A 17360-nucleotide genomic window follows, 5' to 3' on the forward strand; every position below is an offset into this window, starting at 1 on the left:
AATGCGTCATGAGTAATGTTCAAGGCTTGACTGCTTCGGTAGAAAGTAACAAACCATCCATATCCGGATTATCAAGACTGGAGGTCCGCTTCGAAGCCCCCGGTGTCGAATCAAAAAAAGTGTATGCCAATGGGCGGATGCAAGTTCGCGTCTGGGTATTCGTCGAAGCGGTAGATGAAAATGGTGATGCGGTTGAAATCGACCTTTCCCCGCTTCAATTCTCCGCAAAGCTGATTCATTTCCACAATGGTCAGCCATTGGAAGGGGAGGTGTATCAGAATCTGCCGCTGACTGGCTGGAATGCCAGTCGTTACGAAAACGGGTACACCCATGACATGCCCGGAGGCGTTCAATCCGGCAGCGCAGGGAGCAGCAGCGGCACGCCCGTCGAGTTCTGGGTTTCATCGTCAATCGACGGTCAAGCACAAGTCGCGGCTGAAGTGACGGTGCAGGGCAAGGTTTACCGAAGCAATAACACCCTGAATCCGGATGGCCGGAAGATTTCCAGAAGCGTTGTGATTCATGCGGAAAAAAGCCCTGTTTATGGTGTAGAGAAATTTACGTGGCAGTCGCATGAACTCCGCGGCTCGTTTGAGGGCGATCTGTTGTTTCGATACCACTTGGGGCTTTATTCAGACGGCAAGCAAGTAAAATTGTTGCGTTGGGAAAGTCGTCAGTATGAAGTCGGCGGCACCTACCCTGTTTTATTCTGTGACACCGGATTGATTCTGGGGCGGGATGCGCCAAGGTCTTTCATGGGGGTAATGGCTCCTGCTCGGGCAACGGAGCTGGATGTCTATGTTTCCGGGGCGCGAAAAGTTGAAGTCAATCAGCGTGCCGGGGAGTTGACCGTCATCAAAGGAATTCCTCCCGCTTATGTTCGTAGTGAGGATGTAAGGGTTTCACCCTTTTACTTTACTGCTTTCGATGAGTTTGGTAATGCGCACAGTCTGTCGATAGAAATAGATATTCCAAATGACGAATTTATTTTGAGAAGAGGCTGAGAGTCAATTGATTCGAAGCTTTGATTAAAGCGTGTGGCGCGGCTTTTATTGTCGCGTGACTCTTCAATATTCATGAGTTCAAAGGGTATCTGATAATGACAGTCACTGAAGTGGCGAACGTCTATTCCAATGCGTTTAATTTTGATGAGTTTCTCGCCGGCGGGGTCGATCCCCGTACCGGTATTTACACCTGTTCGTTGATGTTGGGTGACATCAAGTCCGCAGACTTGAACGGTCCTTCTTTGCCAATCAGCTTGTCCTACAGCCCACTCAACAGTATCGACAGCGGTTTCGGCAGCGGTTGGTCGATGGCAATGACCCGTTACGACGCGGGCAATGAAATACTCGGTTTGTCCGGTGGCGGAAGTTTCAAGACGAAGCAGACAGCCACCCACCTGGTCTTCGATGAGTTGAAGCTTGAGACGCTCAAGGTCGAACGGTCTGGACCAGGGCGTTTTGACGTCATCCATAAAAATGGTATGCGTGAAGAGCTGAAGATCTTTGAGGGCAGCGATGTCGCGGTGCCGATGAGGATTGTTGGCGCCAATGGCGCTGCAATCACGCTCGACTACACCGCCCTGAACGGGCATCCGGCGCTGGTTGCTGTGAAGGACTCACAACGTACGTTGCTGAGCATTTCCCGTACCAGGGGCAAGGTTACGCTGACGCAATACCCCGGCACCGAATGTGAAGCCAGCTTTGTGTTGTCGCTCGCTAACAACGCGGTGGCCTTCATTGATTTGCCCGTAGGCGGGTCCTGGTTTCTGACCTATGAGCCTTTCGGCAATCTCCAGTGCCTGACCCAGGTCGATTCGCCGTTAGGGGCGCGAGAGATAATCGGGTATCAGGAAGCGGGGCATCAATTCCCGCCCGGTTCGCCGATTCGCTCCATGCCTTATGTGATCTCCCACACCGTATTCCCACGGCAGAATCAGCCCGCGATCACAAAAAATTATGAGTTCTCGCAGAAGAACTTTCAGGGCTTCGATGACGAAGGCAGGCGTTGGTCCCCGGACGGTGACACGCTCTACAAAAGCTCGTCGGGCTATGAGTATTCTTCGACCGAAAAACTGATGGCGGGCACAAAGGTCCACAGCTCCACGGTGCGCACCTACAACAAATATCATCTGCTGGTTTCGCAGGTGACGACCTGTCAGCAGATGATCACCACCCGGTCCACGGTGTACCACATCGATTCTGGCAAGAGCTTTCTCGAGCAACCTGCGCAGTTTCGATTGCCCAAAGTCCAGACGTTACGCTACGAAAACCGCACCGCCGGTACATCGCGCGAAGAGCTTACCCACACCGAATTCGATGGGGCAGGCAACCTGCTCAAACAGGTCGGACCGGATGGGGTAACGATCCTGTCCGAATTTTATCCCGCTGCCGGAGCGGAGGGGTGCCCTGCCGACCCATTGGGGTTTGTCCGGTTCGAGAAGCAGAGAACCATCATCCCGGCATCGCAAGCATCGGATAAACCAAGCGCCGCCTCGACGGTGATGCGTTATCGCTATGCCTTGCACGCCTCGTTGCAAGGTTCGCCGGTGACCGCCGTGCTGCCTGTCGAGGAGAGCTTTTATGAGCTGAACGCAGACGCTGAAATTCTGCGTTCGAAAACGCAACGGGTTTACGTCAATCAGCCTGATGACCCGCTGCGCCATGGCTTGCTGCAAAAACAAACCGTCACGCAAAACGCCTTGGCGACGGTTACCGAGTTTTCCTATGTGCTCGACAACAACCGGCTTGAAATTCAGAGCACCCTCAAGGGGTTCGATGGCACCGTCAAAACCGCGGCTCAGACACTCTCATCGCTCAACGGCATGAAGCTGGGCGAGCGCGGCGAAGACCAGGGAGCGGTTGCCTACACGTTCGACGCCATTGGCCGGCCCCTGAGCGAAACGTTTTCGCCGGGCACGGCCAACGCCGCCACCCGCCGCATGGTTTATCAGGCGGCCAGCAATAAAGCACCGGCGACGATGCTCACGACGGATGTGGCCGGCGTTCAGCAAAAAGTCGTGTACGACGGCCTCGGGCGCGTCGTCGCAGTCGAAGAGCAGGATTGCGATAACCCGGACGAAGTGGCCAGGACCCAGTTGTTCGTTATCTATACAGCGCGCCACGATGCGCTGGGGCAGTTAGTGGAGCAAACGCATTCTGACTGGTGGGACGGGGTTGCCCGGCCGGTCAAGACCGGGTTTGTCTTCGATGGCTGGGGGCAGGTCAAGACCACGCTTCACGCTGACGGGCGCAAGGAGCATTGCACAATCGACCCTGTGGCCCGCACTGAAACTCGCTGGCTTGAGGGCATGGGCAAGTCTGTCACCGGCCTCAATGTTTTCGGCAAGCCTGATCGTATCGAGTCGTTCAATATTGCGGGTGAAACCCAAGGCGCAATCGTTCATGGCTATGACGGCATCGGCCGAGCCATCAGCCAGACCGATCCTGTCGGCAACACCACCACCTATGAGTACGACGTGTTCAATCGGTTGCGGCGCAGCGTCTTGCCCGACGGGAACACCGTGCAGACCGACTACGCGCTGCACAGCCAGGCGTCGCTTGCCACTGAAGTGAAAGTGGCGGGCCAAAGCCTTGGGCGGCAGACCTTCGATGGCTTGGGCCGCTTGAGCGAAAGTACCGTGGGTGGACGCGCGGTCACTGCGGGCTACGCGGCAGGATTCACGCAACCGATCTGGCAGAAAAGCGCCAGCGGTGAAAAAGTCGAGTTCGTTTATGCGCGTGATTTCGGCGGGCGCGTGACGCAACGCAAGGCGACCGGACTGGACGCCGAATTTACCTACAATCCGCTGCACGGTCAGTTAGCCAGTTGTGTCGAGCAAGAGTGGGAAACGCGTTTCGAGTATCACCCCTCCGGACGCCTGAAAAGTGAAACCACTGCGCACGCTGGCGTGGACCGGACGGCGTCGTACACGTACACGTTCGGTGGCCGGCCACTGACTTGCGTCGATGTGCTCGGTCAGTCACACAAGACGGAGTACGACGAATGGGGGCGGGCAAAGTCGTTTGAGCAGAATTCGCTCAAGGCCGATTTCATCTACAACGCTGTGGGCCTGCTGGAGCGGGTCGACTCGCAGGATACGCAGGCCAAGCGTTCCATGACGACCCGCCTGGTCTACGACGATCAGGGGCGAGAAATTTCGCGCAGCTTTGAGGTCAAGGGCGCTGCTACTCAGACCCTGAAATCGAGTTACGACCTCGCTGGCAAGCTGACGCAGAAGGTACTGGGCATCGGTGAAGACGTGCTGCGCGACGAACGCTTCGACTACGACGTCCGAGGTCGACTGGGCCACTACACCTGTAGCGGAACGCTGCGGCCACGCGATCCTTTCGGCAAGGAAATTATCAAGCAGACCTACGTTTACGATGCGCTGGATAACATCGTCAGTCTGCAAAGCAATTTTCCCGGTGGCAGCAACACCACGACCTTCACCTACAGCGCTGTCGATCCCACGCAACTGATCGAGGTTCAGCACTCTCACGCGGATTATCCGGCGCCGGTTACGCTGCAATATGACGCCAACGGCCAGATGATCCAGGACGATCAGGCTCGTGCGCTGAGCTACGACGCACTGGGGCGATTGACGCAAATCGCTGCGGCATCCGGGGCGGTGATGCGCGGCTATCGCTACGATGCGCGCGATCGTCTGGTGGAGCTTGCACAACCCGGCGCGCCGGACGCCCAGCGCTTCTATCATGATGGGCGGGTGATCAACGAGATCAGCGGTGCTGACCGTCGTACCTGTGGGCGCCAGTCCGGTTTATTGCTGGGGGAGCAGCAACAGGGCGCGGGCGCTGGATTGACGCTGTTTGGCACAGACCTGCAGCAAAGCGTTTTGATCGCCGAGTCCGGCACTCAACGCGACGAAGTTGCCTACAACCCCTACGGATATCGTCCTGCCGAAGGCGGGATATTCAGTCAGGCAGGATTCAGCGCTGAGCAGCTTGATCCGTTGACCGGGCTCTATTTGCCGGGCAATGGTTACCGGGCCTACAGCCCGACGTTGATGCGCTTCCTCAGCCCGGACAGCTTGAGCCCGTTTGGCGCGGGTGGATTGAACCCATACGCTTACTGCCTCGGTGACCCGATCAATCGGGTTGATCCGACCGGGCATGTTTCCTGGCAATCAGCCTTGGGCGTTGGCCTTTCGTTGTTCAGTATCGCGACCAGCATCCTGACCTTCGGCACAACCACGCCGCTGGCGGTCGCGAGCCTGACGTTGGCGCTGGCTTCCGGGATCGCCGGCATTGCGAGCGAGATTGCCCACGAAGTGATGCCGCAATCGGAGCTGGGTGATGTCCTCGGCTACGTGAGCCTGGGGTTGGGGCTGGCGTCTTTCGCGGCGGGGGCAGGGGCGGCCGCTCAGGGCGCCGGCAAGGTCGCGGGAGCGTTTCGGTCGGGTTTGAGCGGTGATGCGCGAGGGGCGGCCAAGGCAATGACCAGCGGGATGAGCGGAAGAAGCGCAAGGGCTGGATCATCTACTCAGTCCGCAGAGGCATCCTCCGCAAAGTGGGTTTACAAGACTTACAACGCGCAGCGCAACATTCCGGGTTTTGAGTCACTGGATGATGCGAGCAGGGCAAAGTTTTTCCGGTTCAAGGACGCGATCAAGGATGAGGGGATGACACCGGGCCAGGCAGCCGAACTGCTAGGCGGAAAAACCTACTACAACGAAATGGTGCCGTTCAAATCCCCCAACCCCAAGCAACTCCTTGAGCCCGGATACTTCAATGACAGCGGTTACACCGAGATCAGGCTCAACCAGGGAATGCGTCTGTTTTTCTATGTGAACAAAGACACTCGGACAGCGACCATGTTCAAGTTTGGTCATACGCAAAAAGGAGGTTGACGCCGGGTGGGGTGCAAAATCAGGCGTTGCGCAGTTCATGCTGACGCAATGCCCACTCCACATGCTCTCTCACCAACTCCGAGGGGTATTCCCTTCGCGCCTTCAATGCTTCCAGCACCGGAATCGTTGAAGGCGCATTCCCCAGGCCCACCGCCAGATTACGCAACCAGCGCTCATAACCCGCCCGACGCAGCGGCGAGCCTTCGGTGCTGCTCAGAAACCGGTCTTCATCCCACATGAACAGCTCAGCCAGTTCAGCATTGTCCAGGTTGTGCCGTGGCTTGAAGTCGCTTTCACCGGACGGACGGGCAAAACGGTTCCACGGGCAGACGATCTGGCAGTCATCGCAGCCGAACACCCGATTGCCGATCAATGGCCGCAAATCTTCCGGGATCGCGCTTTTCAGTTCGATGGTCAGGTAGGAAATACAGCGTCGGGCGTCTAGAACATAAGGGCCAACAAAGGCGTTGGTCGGGCAGATGTCGAGGCACGCGGTGCAGCGGCCGCAATGTTCGGTGGCGTGCGGAGGGTCTTCCGGCAGCGGCAGATCGACAAAGAGCTCACTGAGAAAGAAGTAACTGCCGGCCTTGCGATTCAAGACCAGCGTGTTTTTGCCGATCCATCCAAGGCCGGCCTTTTCGGCGATGGCTTTTTCCAGCACCGGTGCACTGTCGACAAACGCGCGGTAGCCGAACGGGCCGATGACCGCCTGAATCTTTTCTGCCAGTTGTTGCACGCGTTTACGGATCAACTTGTGGTAATCGCGGCCCAAGGCATAACGCGACACGTAGGCTTTTTCCGGTTGTGCCAGCAATTGCGCCATTTGGGTGTCGCCCGGCAGGTAATCCATGCGCAGGGACACCACCCGAAGCGTGCCGGGCACCAGCTCTTCCGGGTGTGAGCGTTTGCTGCCATGGGCGCCCATGTAGTCCATTTCGCCGTGGTAGCCGGCTTCGAGCCAGCGCGCCAGGTGCTGCTCATGCTCGGCCAGATCCAGGCCGCTGATGCCGACTTGCTGAAAGCCCAGCTCGCGGCCCCAGTCCTTGATGGATTGGGCGAGGGCGGGCAGGTCTGTGGTAATAGCGGGCATGAGGCGAGAGAAACCGGAGCTGAGGTGCGTATAATTCTGCCAGACATCGGAGCCCGAAGACGCATGCCGCACACTAAAGATGATTTACCCGACGTGCTGTACAGCGCCGCGCAAGTGCGAGCGCTCGATGCGAGCCTGATTGCGGCCGGTACGCCGGGCTTCGAATTGATGCAGCGGGCGGCGCGGGCAACCTGGCGTGCGCTGGTCCGGCACTGGCCGACGGCCAACGAACTGACGGTGGCCGCTGGCCACGGCAACAACGCCGGTGACGGTTATCTGGTTGCGGTGTTGGCCAAGCGCGCCGGTTGGCATGTACGCGTGCTGGCGGTCGGTGATCCCCAGCGTTTGCAGGGCGATGCTGCCTTGGCCCACGCCGAGGCCCTGTCCGAAGGCGTCGCCGTTCAAGCCTGGAGTGCACAGTCGGAGTTGCGTGGCGTTGTACTGGACGCCTTGCTCGGCACCGGCCTGACAGGCAAGGTGCGCGAGCCTTACGCCAGTGTCATCGCGGCGATCAATGCCAGCGGCCTGGCGGTTGCGGCGGTGGATATTCCGTCGGGCCTTTGTGCGGATACGGGAAGCGTGCTCGGCGCGGCTGTCCGGGCGGACCTGACCGTGACCTTCATTGGTTTGAAACTGGGCCTGTTCACGGGCGAGGCGGCGGACGTGGTGGGCGAGTGGGTCTTTAATGATCTGCAAGCTTCGCCTGAGTCTTTGAGCGGGATCGCCATCAGTGCTCATCGTCTGACGGCCGGTAACTTGCCGCGTCTGGCGGGGCGTGCGCCGACCGCGCATAAAGGCAAATTCGGCCATGTCTTGCTGATCGGCGGTGATCGCGGTTTCGGCGGTGCCATTTTGCTGAGTGCACAAAGTGCGCTGCGCAGTGGCGCCGGCATGGTGTCGGTGGCCACTCGCAGCGAGCACGTGCCGGCCGCACTGGCCAGAATTCCCGAGGTGATGGTGCTGGGCACTTCCTCGGCGAATCAGCTGATGGGTTTGCTGCAAAAGGTTTCCGTGCTGGTGGTCGGTCCGGGCTTGGGGCAGGCTTCGTGGGGACGCAGTCTGCTGTCGGCGGCGGCCAATGCGCCGCTTCCACAAGTCTGGGACGCCGATGCGTTGAATATGCTGGCTGACGAACTGGTGAACCTGCCCAAGGACTGCGTGATCACGCCGCATCCGGGGGAAGCGGCACGGTTGCTCGGGATCAGTACCGCTGAGGTTCAGGCCGACCGTCCGTCCGCTGCTCACGCATTGAGCAAAAAATATACAGCTGTAGTGATTCTGAAAGGCGCCGGCAGTCTTGTCGCCAGTCCCGACGGCCGCTTGGCGGTGTGTCATCAAGGCCATCCGGCCATGGCCGCTGCCGGTCTGGGCGATGTGCTGGCCGGTCTGGTCGGCGCGTTGCTGGCCCAGGGCATGGACGCGTTCGATGCGGCCTGCCTCGGAGTCTGGCTGCACGCCAATGCCGGTGCGCAACAAGGTAAATCGGGCCGTGGGCTGGCGGCCAGTGATCTGATTCCAGCCATTCGTCAGTTGTTGGAGGAGCAAGCACCGTGTCTGAAGTAACCCTGTACCTGGCTGATGAAGAAGCGATGACCGCGTTTGGCGCCCGCATCGCGAAAACCACCGAAGGGCACGGTCTGATTTTTCTGGAAGGGGATCTGGGGGCGGGGAAAACCACGTTGTCCCGCGGCATCATCCGGGGGTTGGGGCATGAGGGCGCGGTAAAAAGTCCGACGTTCACCCTGGTCGAGCCCTACGAGATTGGCGACATCCGCGCCTTCCATTTCGATCTCTATCGTTTGGTCGACCCTGAAGAACTGGAGTACCTCGGCATCCGCGACTATTTCGAAGACGATGCCTTGTGCCTGATCGAGTGGCCCGATAAAGGTGCAGGCTTTTTGCCAAAGCCCGACCTGACCATTACCATTAGCCCGCAAGACAGCGGGCGTTCGCTGAAAATTTTGTCCCAGGGCTCGCGTGGCGAGTCGTGGTGTGCCGCTTTGGCATTGGAAATCAATTAAATGATGGGGTCAGGTATGCGCTTTCGCGCGATGGTAGCTGCCGTAGGGATGTTGTTTTTGGCGGTGACCGTCGACGCTGTGGCCGAAACGAAGGTCAGCAGCGTCCGTCTGTGGCGGGCGCCGGACAACACACGGTTGGTGTTCGACCTGACCGGGCCGGTGCAACACAGCGTTTTTACCCTGACAGCCCCGGACCGACTGGTGATCGACATCAATGGCGCCACCCTCGGTGCGCCGCTGAACGTGTCCACCGCCAACACCCCGATCACCGCCATGCGCTCGGCCCAACGCACGCCGACCGACCTGCGGGTGGTCATCGACCTGAAAAAAGCCGTCACGCCGAAGAGCTTCACCCTGGCGCCGAACGCCCAGTACGGCAACCGCCTGGTGGTCGATCTGTTCGATAACGCCGCCGACGCCGCGCCGATTCCTGCGCCGACCAACGTTGCGACCGTCGCGCCGGTACCGGTCACCCCGGTCGATCCCCCGGTCAAACTGCCGCCCGCGCCGGCCGGCAAGCGCGACATCATTGTCGTGATCGACGCAGGTCACGGCGGCGAAGACCCGGGCGCCTCTGGCTCTCGCGGCCAGCGTGAAAAAGACGTGGTGCTGGCCATCGCTCGCGAACTGCAGCGTCAGGTCAACGGCATGAAAGGCTTCCGCGCCGAACTGACCCGTACCGGCGACTACTTCATTCCGTTGCGCGGCCGTACCGAAATCGCCCGTAAGAAGGGCGCTGACCTGTTCGTTTCGATCCACGCCGATGCCGCGCCTTCGGCTGCTGCGTTCGGTGCCTCGGTGTTCGCCCTGTCGGATCGCGGCGCCACGTCGGAAACAGCCCGTTGGCTGGCCGACAGTGAAAACCGCTCCGACTTGATCGGTGGTGCCGGCAACGTCAGCCTCGACGACAAGGACCGCATGCTCGCAGGCGTTCTGCTCGACTTGTCGATGACCGCCTCGCTGACGTCCAGCCTGAACGTCGGGCAGAAGGTTCTGAGCAATATCGGTCGTGTTACACCTCTGCACAAACAGCGCGTGGAACAAGCCGGGTTCATGGTGTTGAAGTCGCCGGACATCCCGTCGATCCTGGTGGAAACCGGGTTCATCTCCAACGCCAACGAAGCCTCGAAACTCGCGGCGTCCAGCCACCAGCAAGCGCTGGCTCGCTCGATCAGCAGCGGCGTACGCCAGTTCTTCCAGCAGAATCCGCCACCGGGTACTTACATCGCCTGGCTGCGCGATTCCGGGAAAATTGCCCAGGGGCCGCGTGATCACCGGGTGAACCCGGGTGAAACCCTGGCGATGATCGCTGTGCGTTATCAGGTGTCCCCGGCCACCTTGCGCAGCGCCAACAACCTGAAAACCGACGAGCTGAAAATCGGTCAGACCCTGACCATTCCCGGCACCGAACTGGCATCCAAAGAATGAATCAGGCCGTGATCAACAGCGCTCGTATCGAGCTGCTCAGCCCGCGATTGGCGAACCAGATTGCCGCCGGCGAGGTGGTCGAGCGCCCGGCTTCGGTGATCAAGGAGTTGCTGGAAAACAGCCTCGATTCCGGCGCCAAGCGCATTGACGTCGATGTCGAGCAGGGCGGCGTCAAGCTGCTGCGGGTGCGCGACGATGGCAGCGGCATTTCTGCCGATGACCTGCCGCTGGCCCTGGCCCGTCACGCCACCAGCAAGATCCGCAACCTGGAAGACCTCGAACAGGTGATGAGCCTCGGGTTCCGTGGTGAGGCACTCGCCTCGATCAGCTCCGTGGCGCGCTTGACCCTGACGTCCCGCACCCGCGATGCCGATCAGGCCTGGCAGGTCGAAACCGAAGGTCGGGACATGGCGCCCCGCGTGCAGCCAGCCGCTCATCCGGTGGGCACCTCCGTGGAAGTGCGGGATCTGTTCTTCAACACCCCGGCGCGGCGCAAGTTTCTCAAAACCGAAAAAACCGAATTCGATCACCTGCAAGAAGTGATCAAGCGTCTGGCCCTGGCGCGCTTCGACGTGGCGTTCCATTTGCGCCACAACGGCAAAACCATCCTCAGTCTGCATGAAGCCCATGACGACGCGGCCCGCGCCCGGCGTGTGGCGGCGATCTGCGGTTCGGGGTTCCTGGAGCAGGCGCTGCCGATCGAAATCGAGCGCAACGGCCTGCATTTGTGGGGCTGGGTGGGCTTGCCGACCTTCAACCGCAGCCAGGCGGACTTGCAGTATTTCTTCGTCAACGGCCGCGCCGTTCGCGACAAACTGGTGGCCCACGCGGTGCGCCAGGCCTATCGCGACGTGCTGTTCAATGGTCGGCACCCGACTTTCGTGCTGTTTTTCGAAGTCGATCCGGCCGGTGTCGACGTCAATGTGCACCCGACCAAACACGAAGTGCGCTTCCGTGACGGGCGCATGGTCCACGATTTCCTCTACGGCACCTTGCACCGTGCCTTGGGCGATGTGCGACCGGATGATCATCTGGCGGCACCGGTGGCGACCGCCATCGTTCGTCCGAGCGGCCTCGAGGCCGGTGAATTCGGTCCGCAAGGCGAAATGCGCCTGGCGGCCAATGCGCTGCTGGAGCAGCCTCAAGCGCAACCGTCGTTCAACACGCCGGCGGGCTCGGGCGCTGGTGCCGGTTATCAGTATCAATACACGCCGCGTCCTCAGTCCGGCGTGCCTGTGGCTGAAGCCCAGGCGGCTTACCGTGAGTTTTTTGCGCCGCTGCCGGAAGCCAATGCTGTCGCGCTGCCGGCCGGTCAGGACGATATTCCACCGTTGGGTTACGCATTGGCGCAACTCAAGGGCATCTACATCCTTTCGGAAAACGCCCAAGGCCTGGTATTGGTGGACATGCACGCCGCTCATGAGCGGATCATGTACGAACGCCTGAAAGTCGCCATGGCCAGCGAAGGCCTGAGCGGTCAACCGCTGTTGGTTCCGGAATCGTTGGCGGTGAGCGAGCGCGAAGGCGATTGCGCCGAAGAAAACGTCGCGTGGTTCCAGCGTCTGGGCTTTGAGTTGCAGCGTCTCGGCCCGGAAACACTGGCCATTCGACAGATTCCGGCTTTGCTCAAGCAGGCGGAAGCCAATCGATTGGTTAGCGACGTGCTGGCGGATCTGATGGAATATGGCACCAGTGACCGGATTCAGGCGCACCTGAACGAATTGCTTGGCACCATGGCCTGCCACGGCGCGATTCGGGCGAATCGGCGTCTGGCCCTGCCGGAAATGAACGGTCTGCTGCGTGACATGGAAAACACCGAGCGCAGCGGTCAATGCAACCATGGCCGACCGACCTGGACCCAATTGGGCCTGGACGATCTGGACAAACTGTTCCTGCGCGGTCGTTGATGAGCCAGCTCCCTCCTGCGATTTTCCTGATGGGCCCGACCGCAGCGGGCAAGACCGACCTGGCCATCGAGCTGACCAAAGTCCTGCCTTGCGAGCTGATCAGTGTCGATTCGGCGCTGGTCTATCGCGGCATGGACATCGGCACCGCCAAGCCCTCGAAAGAGATTCTGGCCGAATTTCCCCATCGTCTGATCGATATTCTCGATCCGGCAGAGAGCTATTCCGCCGCAGATTTCCGCCGTGACGCCCTCGAAGCGATGGCCGACATCACCGCGCGGGGCAAAATTCCGCTGCTGGTGGGCGGCACAATGCTCTATTACAAGGCTTTGGTCGAAGGCCTGGCGGACATGCCGGCGGCCGATCCTGAAGTGCGCGCGCAGATCGAAGAAGAAGCTGCACGCCTTGGCTGGCAAGCCCTGCACGACCAATTGGCGATCATCGACCCGGAATCGGCAGCGCGTATTCACCCGAACGATCCGCAGCGACTCAGTCGAGCGCTGGAAGTTTATCGTGTCAGCGGTCAGAGCATGACCGAGCTTAGACTGAGACAATCTGCGCAAAGTACTGAAGCAGCCGCTTCGGGACTGCAACAATTGCCCTATACTGTCGCGAACTTGGCCATTGCTCCGGCAAATCGTCAGGTACTGCATGAGCGAATTAAGCAAAGATTCACTTTAATGTTGGAACAGGGATTCATCGACGAGGTCGTAGCCCTGCGTAAGCGAAGTGACCTGCATTCCGGGTTGCCGTCTATACGTGCAGTAGGCTACCGACAAGTCTGGGACTACCTGGATGGCAAGCTGACGCAAGCCGAGATGCAGGAGCGTGGAATCATTGCCACGCGCCAATTGGCAAAACGTCAGTTCACCTGGCTGCGCAGTTGGGCTGATTTACACTGGTTGGACAGCCTGGATTGCGACAATCTGCCGCGCGCCTTGAAATACCTGGGGACCATCTCCATATTGAGCTGAGTCCTTGCAATTGCCGTCTATCCTTGGGGGTGTGACGGCCACAAGCCATCTGTTTACCTATTTTTTATATTGAATCCTTAAAGGAGTGCGGCACATGTCAAAAGGGCATTCGCTACAAGACCCTTACTTGAATACTTTACGTAAAGAGAAAGTTGGGGTGTCCATCTACCTGGTCAACGGGATCAAACTGCAAGGCACGATCGAGTCTTTCGACCAGTTCGTTATCCTTCTGAAGAACACCGTCAGCCAGATGGTTTACAAACACGCTATCTCTACAGTGGTGCCGGTTCGTCCAATTCGTCTGCCTAGCGCAACCGAATCCGAAGCAGGCGACGCTGAGCCAGGTAACGCCTGATAGGAGTCTCCTTTGTTCTTTGAGCGCCACGGTGGTGGTGAGCGAGTGATCCTCGTTCACTTGGATGGACAGGACCCTGAGGCGCGCGAAGATCCGCAGGAGTTTCAGGAATTGGCTAATTCGGCCGGCGCCGAGACCGTTGCGTTTTTTAACGTGCCGCGTCATCGGCCAACCGCCAAATTCCTGATCGGTAGCGGCAAGGTCGAGGAACTGCGCGACCTGGTCCATGCCGAAGAAGCCGATCTGGTGATCTTCAATCACACGCTTACGCCCAGTCAGGAACGTAACCTCGAACGTGTTTTCGAGTGTCGCGTGATCGACCGCACCGGTCTGATTCTCGATATTTTCGCCCAGCGCGCCCGTACCCATGAAGGCAAGCTCCAGGTAGAACTGGCCCAGCTTGACCACATGAGCACCCGGCTGGTTCGTGGCTGGACTCACCTTGAGCGTCAAGGTGGCGGTATCGGCATGCGTGGCCCGGGTGAAACCCAGCTGGAGACCGACCGTCGCTTGCTGCGGGTTCGCCTGCGACAGATCAAGGGCCGACTGGAAAAAGTGCGCAGCCAGCGCGAACAGTCGCGACGTGGCCGTACGCGTGCGGATATCCCTACCGTGTCTCTGGTGGGGTATACCAACGCCGGCAAATCCACGCTCTTCAATAACGTGACGAAATCCGACGTGTACGCGGCTGACCAGTTGTTTGCCACGCTGGACCCGACCTTGCGCCGTCTGGAACTGGCCGACCTGGGGCCGATTGTCCTGGCCGACACCGTGGGTTTCATTCGTCACTTGCCCCACAAGCTGGTCGAGGCATTTCGGTCTACGCTCGAAGAGTCGAGCAACTCCGACCTGCTGTTGCACGTGATCGATGCGGCCGAACCGGATCGCATGTTGCAGATCGAGCAGGTGATGGTGGTGCTGGGCGAGATTGGTGCCCAGGACTTGCCGATCCTCGAGGTCTATAACAAACTCGATTTGCTTGAAGGCGTTGAACCACAGATCCAGCGCGACGAAAGCGGCAAGCCTCAACGGGTCTGGTTGTCGGCGCGTGATGGCAGTGGTCTGGAATTGCTCGAACAAGCCATTGCCGAGTTGCTGGGCAGTGAGATGTTTATCGGTACCTTGCGCTTGCCGCAACGATTCGCTCGACTGCGTGCGCAGTTCTTCGAACTCGGAGCGGTGCAGAAAGAAGAACACGACGAAGAAGGTGTCAGCTTGCTGGCCGTTCGATTGCCACGCTCGGAGCTCAATCGGCTGGTCAGCCGTGAAGGCGTTGTGCCGACAGAGTTCATCGAACAACACACTTTGCAATAAAAGCCTGAGAAAGCGGTTGTGCCGCGGTGACAGGCATTCTGTAGCATTGGTCGGCGCGCCGTGGGTGCGTCTTTGCTTTATCAGATGGAGAGCGCTATGGCTTGGAATGAGCCGGGTGGCAACTCGAATAATCAGGATCCTTGGGGTGGCAAGCGTCGCAATAACGGCGACCGCAAGGGACCACCGGATCTCGACGAGGCCTTCCGAAAGCTGCAGGAAAGCCTGAATGGGTTGTTCGGTGGTGGTAAGAAACGCGGTGATGACGGCGGTGGTCCGGGCAAGAGTGGCGGCTTTGGCGGCCTGCTCGGCATCGGCCTGGTCGTGTTGGCGGCCGTGTGGCTGTACAGCGCGGTCTATGTAGTCGACGAGCAGGAGCAAGCCGTGGTGCTGCGCTTCGGCAAGTACTACGAAACCGTCGGCCCGGGTCTGAACATCTATTTCCCGCCGATCGATCGCAAGTACCTGGAAAACGTCACGCGTGAGCGTGCGTACACCAAGCAGGGTCAAATGCTGACTGAAGACGAAAACATCGTCGAAGTACCGCTGACCGTGCAGTACAAGATCAGCAACCTGCAAGACTTCGTGCTGAGCGTCGATCAGCCGGAAATCAGCCTGCAGCACGCGACCGAAAGTGCCTTGCGCCATGTGGTGGGTTCCACCGCGATGGACCAGGTGCTGACCGAAGGTCGTGAATTGATGGCCAGCGAGATCAAGGAGCGTCTGCAACGCTTCATGGATACCTATCGCACCGGCATCACCGTCACCCAGGTCAACGTACAGAGCGCAGCGGCACCGCGTGAAGTACAGGAAGCCTTCGATGACGTGATCCGCGCCCGTGAAGACGAGCAGCGTTCGCGCAACCAGGCTGAAACCTATGCCAACGGCGTCGTACCGGAAGCCCGTGGTCAGGCCCAGCGCATCATCGAAGATGCCAACGGCTACCGTGACGAAACCGTCTCGCGCGCCAAGGGTGAGGCCGATCGCTTCACCAAACTGGTCGCCGAGTACCGCAAGGCACCTGAAGTCACCCGCCAGCGTCTGTACCTGGACACCATGCAGGAAGTCTTCAGCAGCACCAGCAAGGTTCTCGTGACCGGCAACAAGAATGGCCAGAGCAATCTGCTGTACTTGCCGCTGGACAAGATGGTCGAAAGTGGTCGCAACACCAGCACTTCGGTGACCGGTGCGGCAGCCACCAGCAATGAAGCGAATGCACGTGCGGCAGCTGATCTGCAGCAACAGCCTGCACGTACCAGGGAGAGTCGCTGATGAGCAATAAATCGCTGATCGCCCTTATTGTCGGCGTCGTCGTGGCGATCGCAGCCTGGAACTGCTTCTACATCGTGGCTCAGACCGAGCGTGCGGTGTTGCTGCAGTTCGGTCGCGTGGTTCAGACCGATGTTCAGCCGGGCCTGCATGTGAAAGTGCCTTACGTTAACCAGGTGCGCAAGTTCGACTCGCGCCTGATGACGCTGGATGCACCGACACAACGCTTCCTGACGCTGGAAAAGAAAGCAGTCATGGTCGATGCCTACGCCAAGTGGCGCGTGAAGGACGCTGAGCGTTACTACACCGCGACTTCCGGCCTCAAGCAGATTGCTGACGAACGTCTTTCCCGTCGTCTGGAATCGGGCCTGCGTGACCAGTTTGGTAAACGCACGCTGCACGAAGTGGTGTCGGGTGAGCGCGATGCGCTGATGACCGATATCACCGCTTCGCTGAACAAGATGGCGGAAAAAGAGCTGGGCATCGAAGTGGTCGATGTTCGGGTCAAGGCCATCGATCTGCCGAAAGAAGTAAACCGCAGTGTGTTCGAGCGTATGAGCTCCGAGCGTGAGCGTGAAGCTCGCGAGCACCGCGCCAAGGGTAACGAGCTGGCAGAAGGCATTCGTGCCGACGCCGATCGTCAACGCCGCGTGCTGCTGGCTGAAGCCTATCGTGAGTCCGAAGAGGTTCGCGGTGATGGCGATGCCCAGGCCGCTGCGATCTACTCCAAGGCCTACGGCCAGGATCAGGAGTTCTACGGTTTCTACCGTAGCCTGCGTGCCTACCGTGAAAGCTTCGCGAACAAATCCGACGTCATGGTCCTGGACCCAAGCAGCGACTTCTTCCGTTACCTGGAAAAAGCCAAGCCTTGATACGACGTTGACCTGAATCATCCCCCGCCTGGCGGCTAAAGCCTCGGGCGGGGTGATCCTTTGGGAAAACGTGTGTATGATGCGGCAGCCGGGAAATTCCCGGCTTTTTTGCGTCTGCACGTTTGATTGCTGTTGTTTATGCAGGCGCCCGAGTTGAATGACTCGACAGGTTTTTCGAGGAAAGTGATTGGCGAAGCTTATTTTCAGGCTTTTCGCCGCGTTGTTTATGGGTGGCTTGTAAACAAAGCCGATCATTTTCTGCTTCAC

At 59.2% G+C, this 17360-nt stretch carries 12 protein-coding genes; 11 read left to right on the top strand and 1 reads right to left on the bottom strand.

Annotated elements, in window-relative coordinates:
* The first annotated feature begins 8 nt into the window (after nucleotides 1-8).
* Both K5R88_RS23855 and K5R88_RS23860 read left to right on the top strand, forming a co-directional pair.
* Nucleotides 9-1004: a hypothetical protein gene (locus K5R88_RS23855; RefSeq protein WP_226298480.1), complete on the top strand. Its 996-nt coding sequence runs from the start codon at nucleotides 9-11 to the stop codon at nucleotides 1002-1004.
* Between the two features lie 95 nt (nucleotides 1005-1099).
* A complete protein-coding gene (locus K5R88_RS23860; RefSeq protein ID WP_226298481.1) occupies nucleotides 1100-5869 on the top strand; it encodes an RHS repeat domain-containing protein in 4770 nt (1589 codons plus the stop codon).
* A 19-nt stretch (nucleotides 5870-5888) separates the two neighbouring features.
* Here K5R88_RS23860 and queG read toward each other — a convergent pair whose 3' ends face one another.
* Nucleotides 5889-6959, bottom strand: coding sequence for a tRNA epoxyqueuosine(34) reductase QueG (queG, locus tag K5R88_RS23865; RefSeq protein WP_008043118.1), 1071 nt, complete (start codon nucleotides 6957-6959; stop codon nucleotides 5889-5891).
* A gap of 63 nt (nucleotides 6960-7022) precedes the next feature.
* On the opposite strand from queG, the gene K5R88_RS23870 reads away from it, so the two are divergent.
* From K5R88_RS23870 to hflC, 9 genes are all read left to right on the top strand, one after another.
* Nucleotides 7023-8522, top strand: coding sequence for an NAD(P)H-hydrate dehydratase (locus tag K5R88_RS23870; protein ID WP_226298482.1), 1500 nt, complete (start codon nucleotides 7023-7025; stop codon nucleotides 8520-8522).
* The gene (gene tsaE / locus K5R88_RS23875) at nucleotides 8510-8980 is read left to right on the top strand and encodes a tRNA (adenosine(37)-N6)-threonylcarbamoyltransferase complex ATPase subunit type 1 TsaE (protein WP_008035315.1); all 471 of its coding nucleotides are present in this window, start codon (nucleotides 8510-8512) and stop codon (nucleotides 8978-8980) included. Before K5R88_RS23870 ends, tsaE begins: the two co-directional genes overlap by 13 nt.
* A 48-nt stretch (nucleotides 8981-9028) precedes the next feature.
* On the top strand, nucleotides 9029-10408 hold the full coding sequence (locus K5R88_RS23880; protein WP_442963916.1) for an N-acetylmuramoyl-L-alanine amidase: 1380 nt from the start codon (nucleotides 9029-9031) through the stop codon (nucleotides 10406-10408).
* Nucleotides 10405-12315, top strand: coding sequence for a DNA mismatch repair endonuclease MutL (mutL, locus tag K5R88_RS23885; protein ID WP_442963900.1), 1911 nt, complete (start codon nucleotides 10405-10407; stop codon nucleotides 12313-12315). Before K5R88_RS23880 ends, mutL begins: the two co-directional genes overlap by 4 nt.
* A complete protein-coding gene (miaA, locus tag K5R88_RS23890; RefSeq protein WP_008035319.1) occupies nucleotides 12315-13286 on the top strand; it encodes a tRNA (adenosine(37)-N6)-dimethylallyltransferase MiaA in 972 nt (323 codons plus the stop codon). Before mutL ends, miaA begins: the two co-directional genes overlap by 1 nt.
* A 94-nt stretch (nucleotides 13287-13380) precedes the next feature.
* Nucleotides 13381-13641: an RNA chaperone Hfq gene (gene hfq / locus K5R88_RS23895; protein ID WP_007902656.1), complete on the top strand. Its 261-nt coding sequence runs from the start codon at nucleotides 13381-13383 to the stop codon at nucleotides 13639-13641.
* A 12-nt stretch (nucleotides 13642-13653) separates the two neighbouring features.
* Nucleotides 13654-14955, top strand: coding sequence for a ribosome rescue GTPase HflX (gene hflX, locus K5R88_RS23900; protein WP_008035321.1), 1302 nt, complete (start codon nucleotides 13654-13656; stop codon nucleotides 14953-14955).
* Nucleotides 14956-15051: 96 nt separating this feature from the next.
* On the top strand, nucleotides 15052-16224 hold the full coding sequence (hflK, locus tag K5R88_RS23905; RefSeq protein WP_008035322.1) for an FtsH protease activity modulator HflK: 1173 nt from the start codon (nucleotides 15052-15054) through the stop codon (nucleotides 16222-16224).
* Nucleotides 16224-17093, top strand: a complete 870-nt coding sequence (gene hflC / locus K5R88_RS23910) for a protease modulator HflC (RefSeq protein ID WP_008035323.1) — start codon at nucleotides 16224-16226, stop codon at nucleotides 17091-17093. The genes hflK and hflC overlap by 1 nt, the downstream gene beginning before the upstream one ends.
* The last annotated feature ends 267 nt before the right edge of the window (nucleotides 17094-17360 follow it).

The sequence above is a fragment of the Pseudomonas sp. MM213 genome (genome assembly GCF_020423045.1).
GTDB classification, from domain to species: Bacteria; Pseudomonadota; Gammaproteobacteria; order Pseudomonadales; family Pseudomonadaceae; genus Aquipseudomonas; species Aquipseudomonas migulae.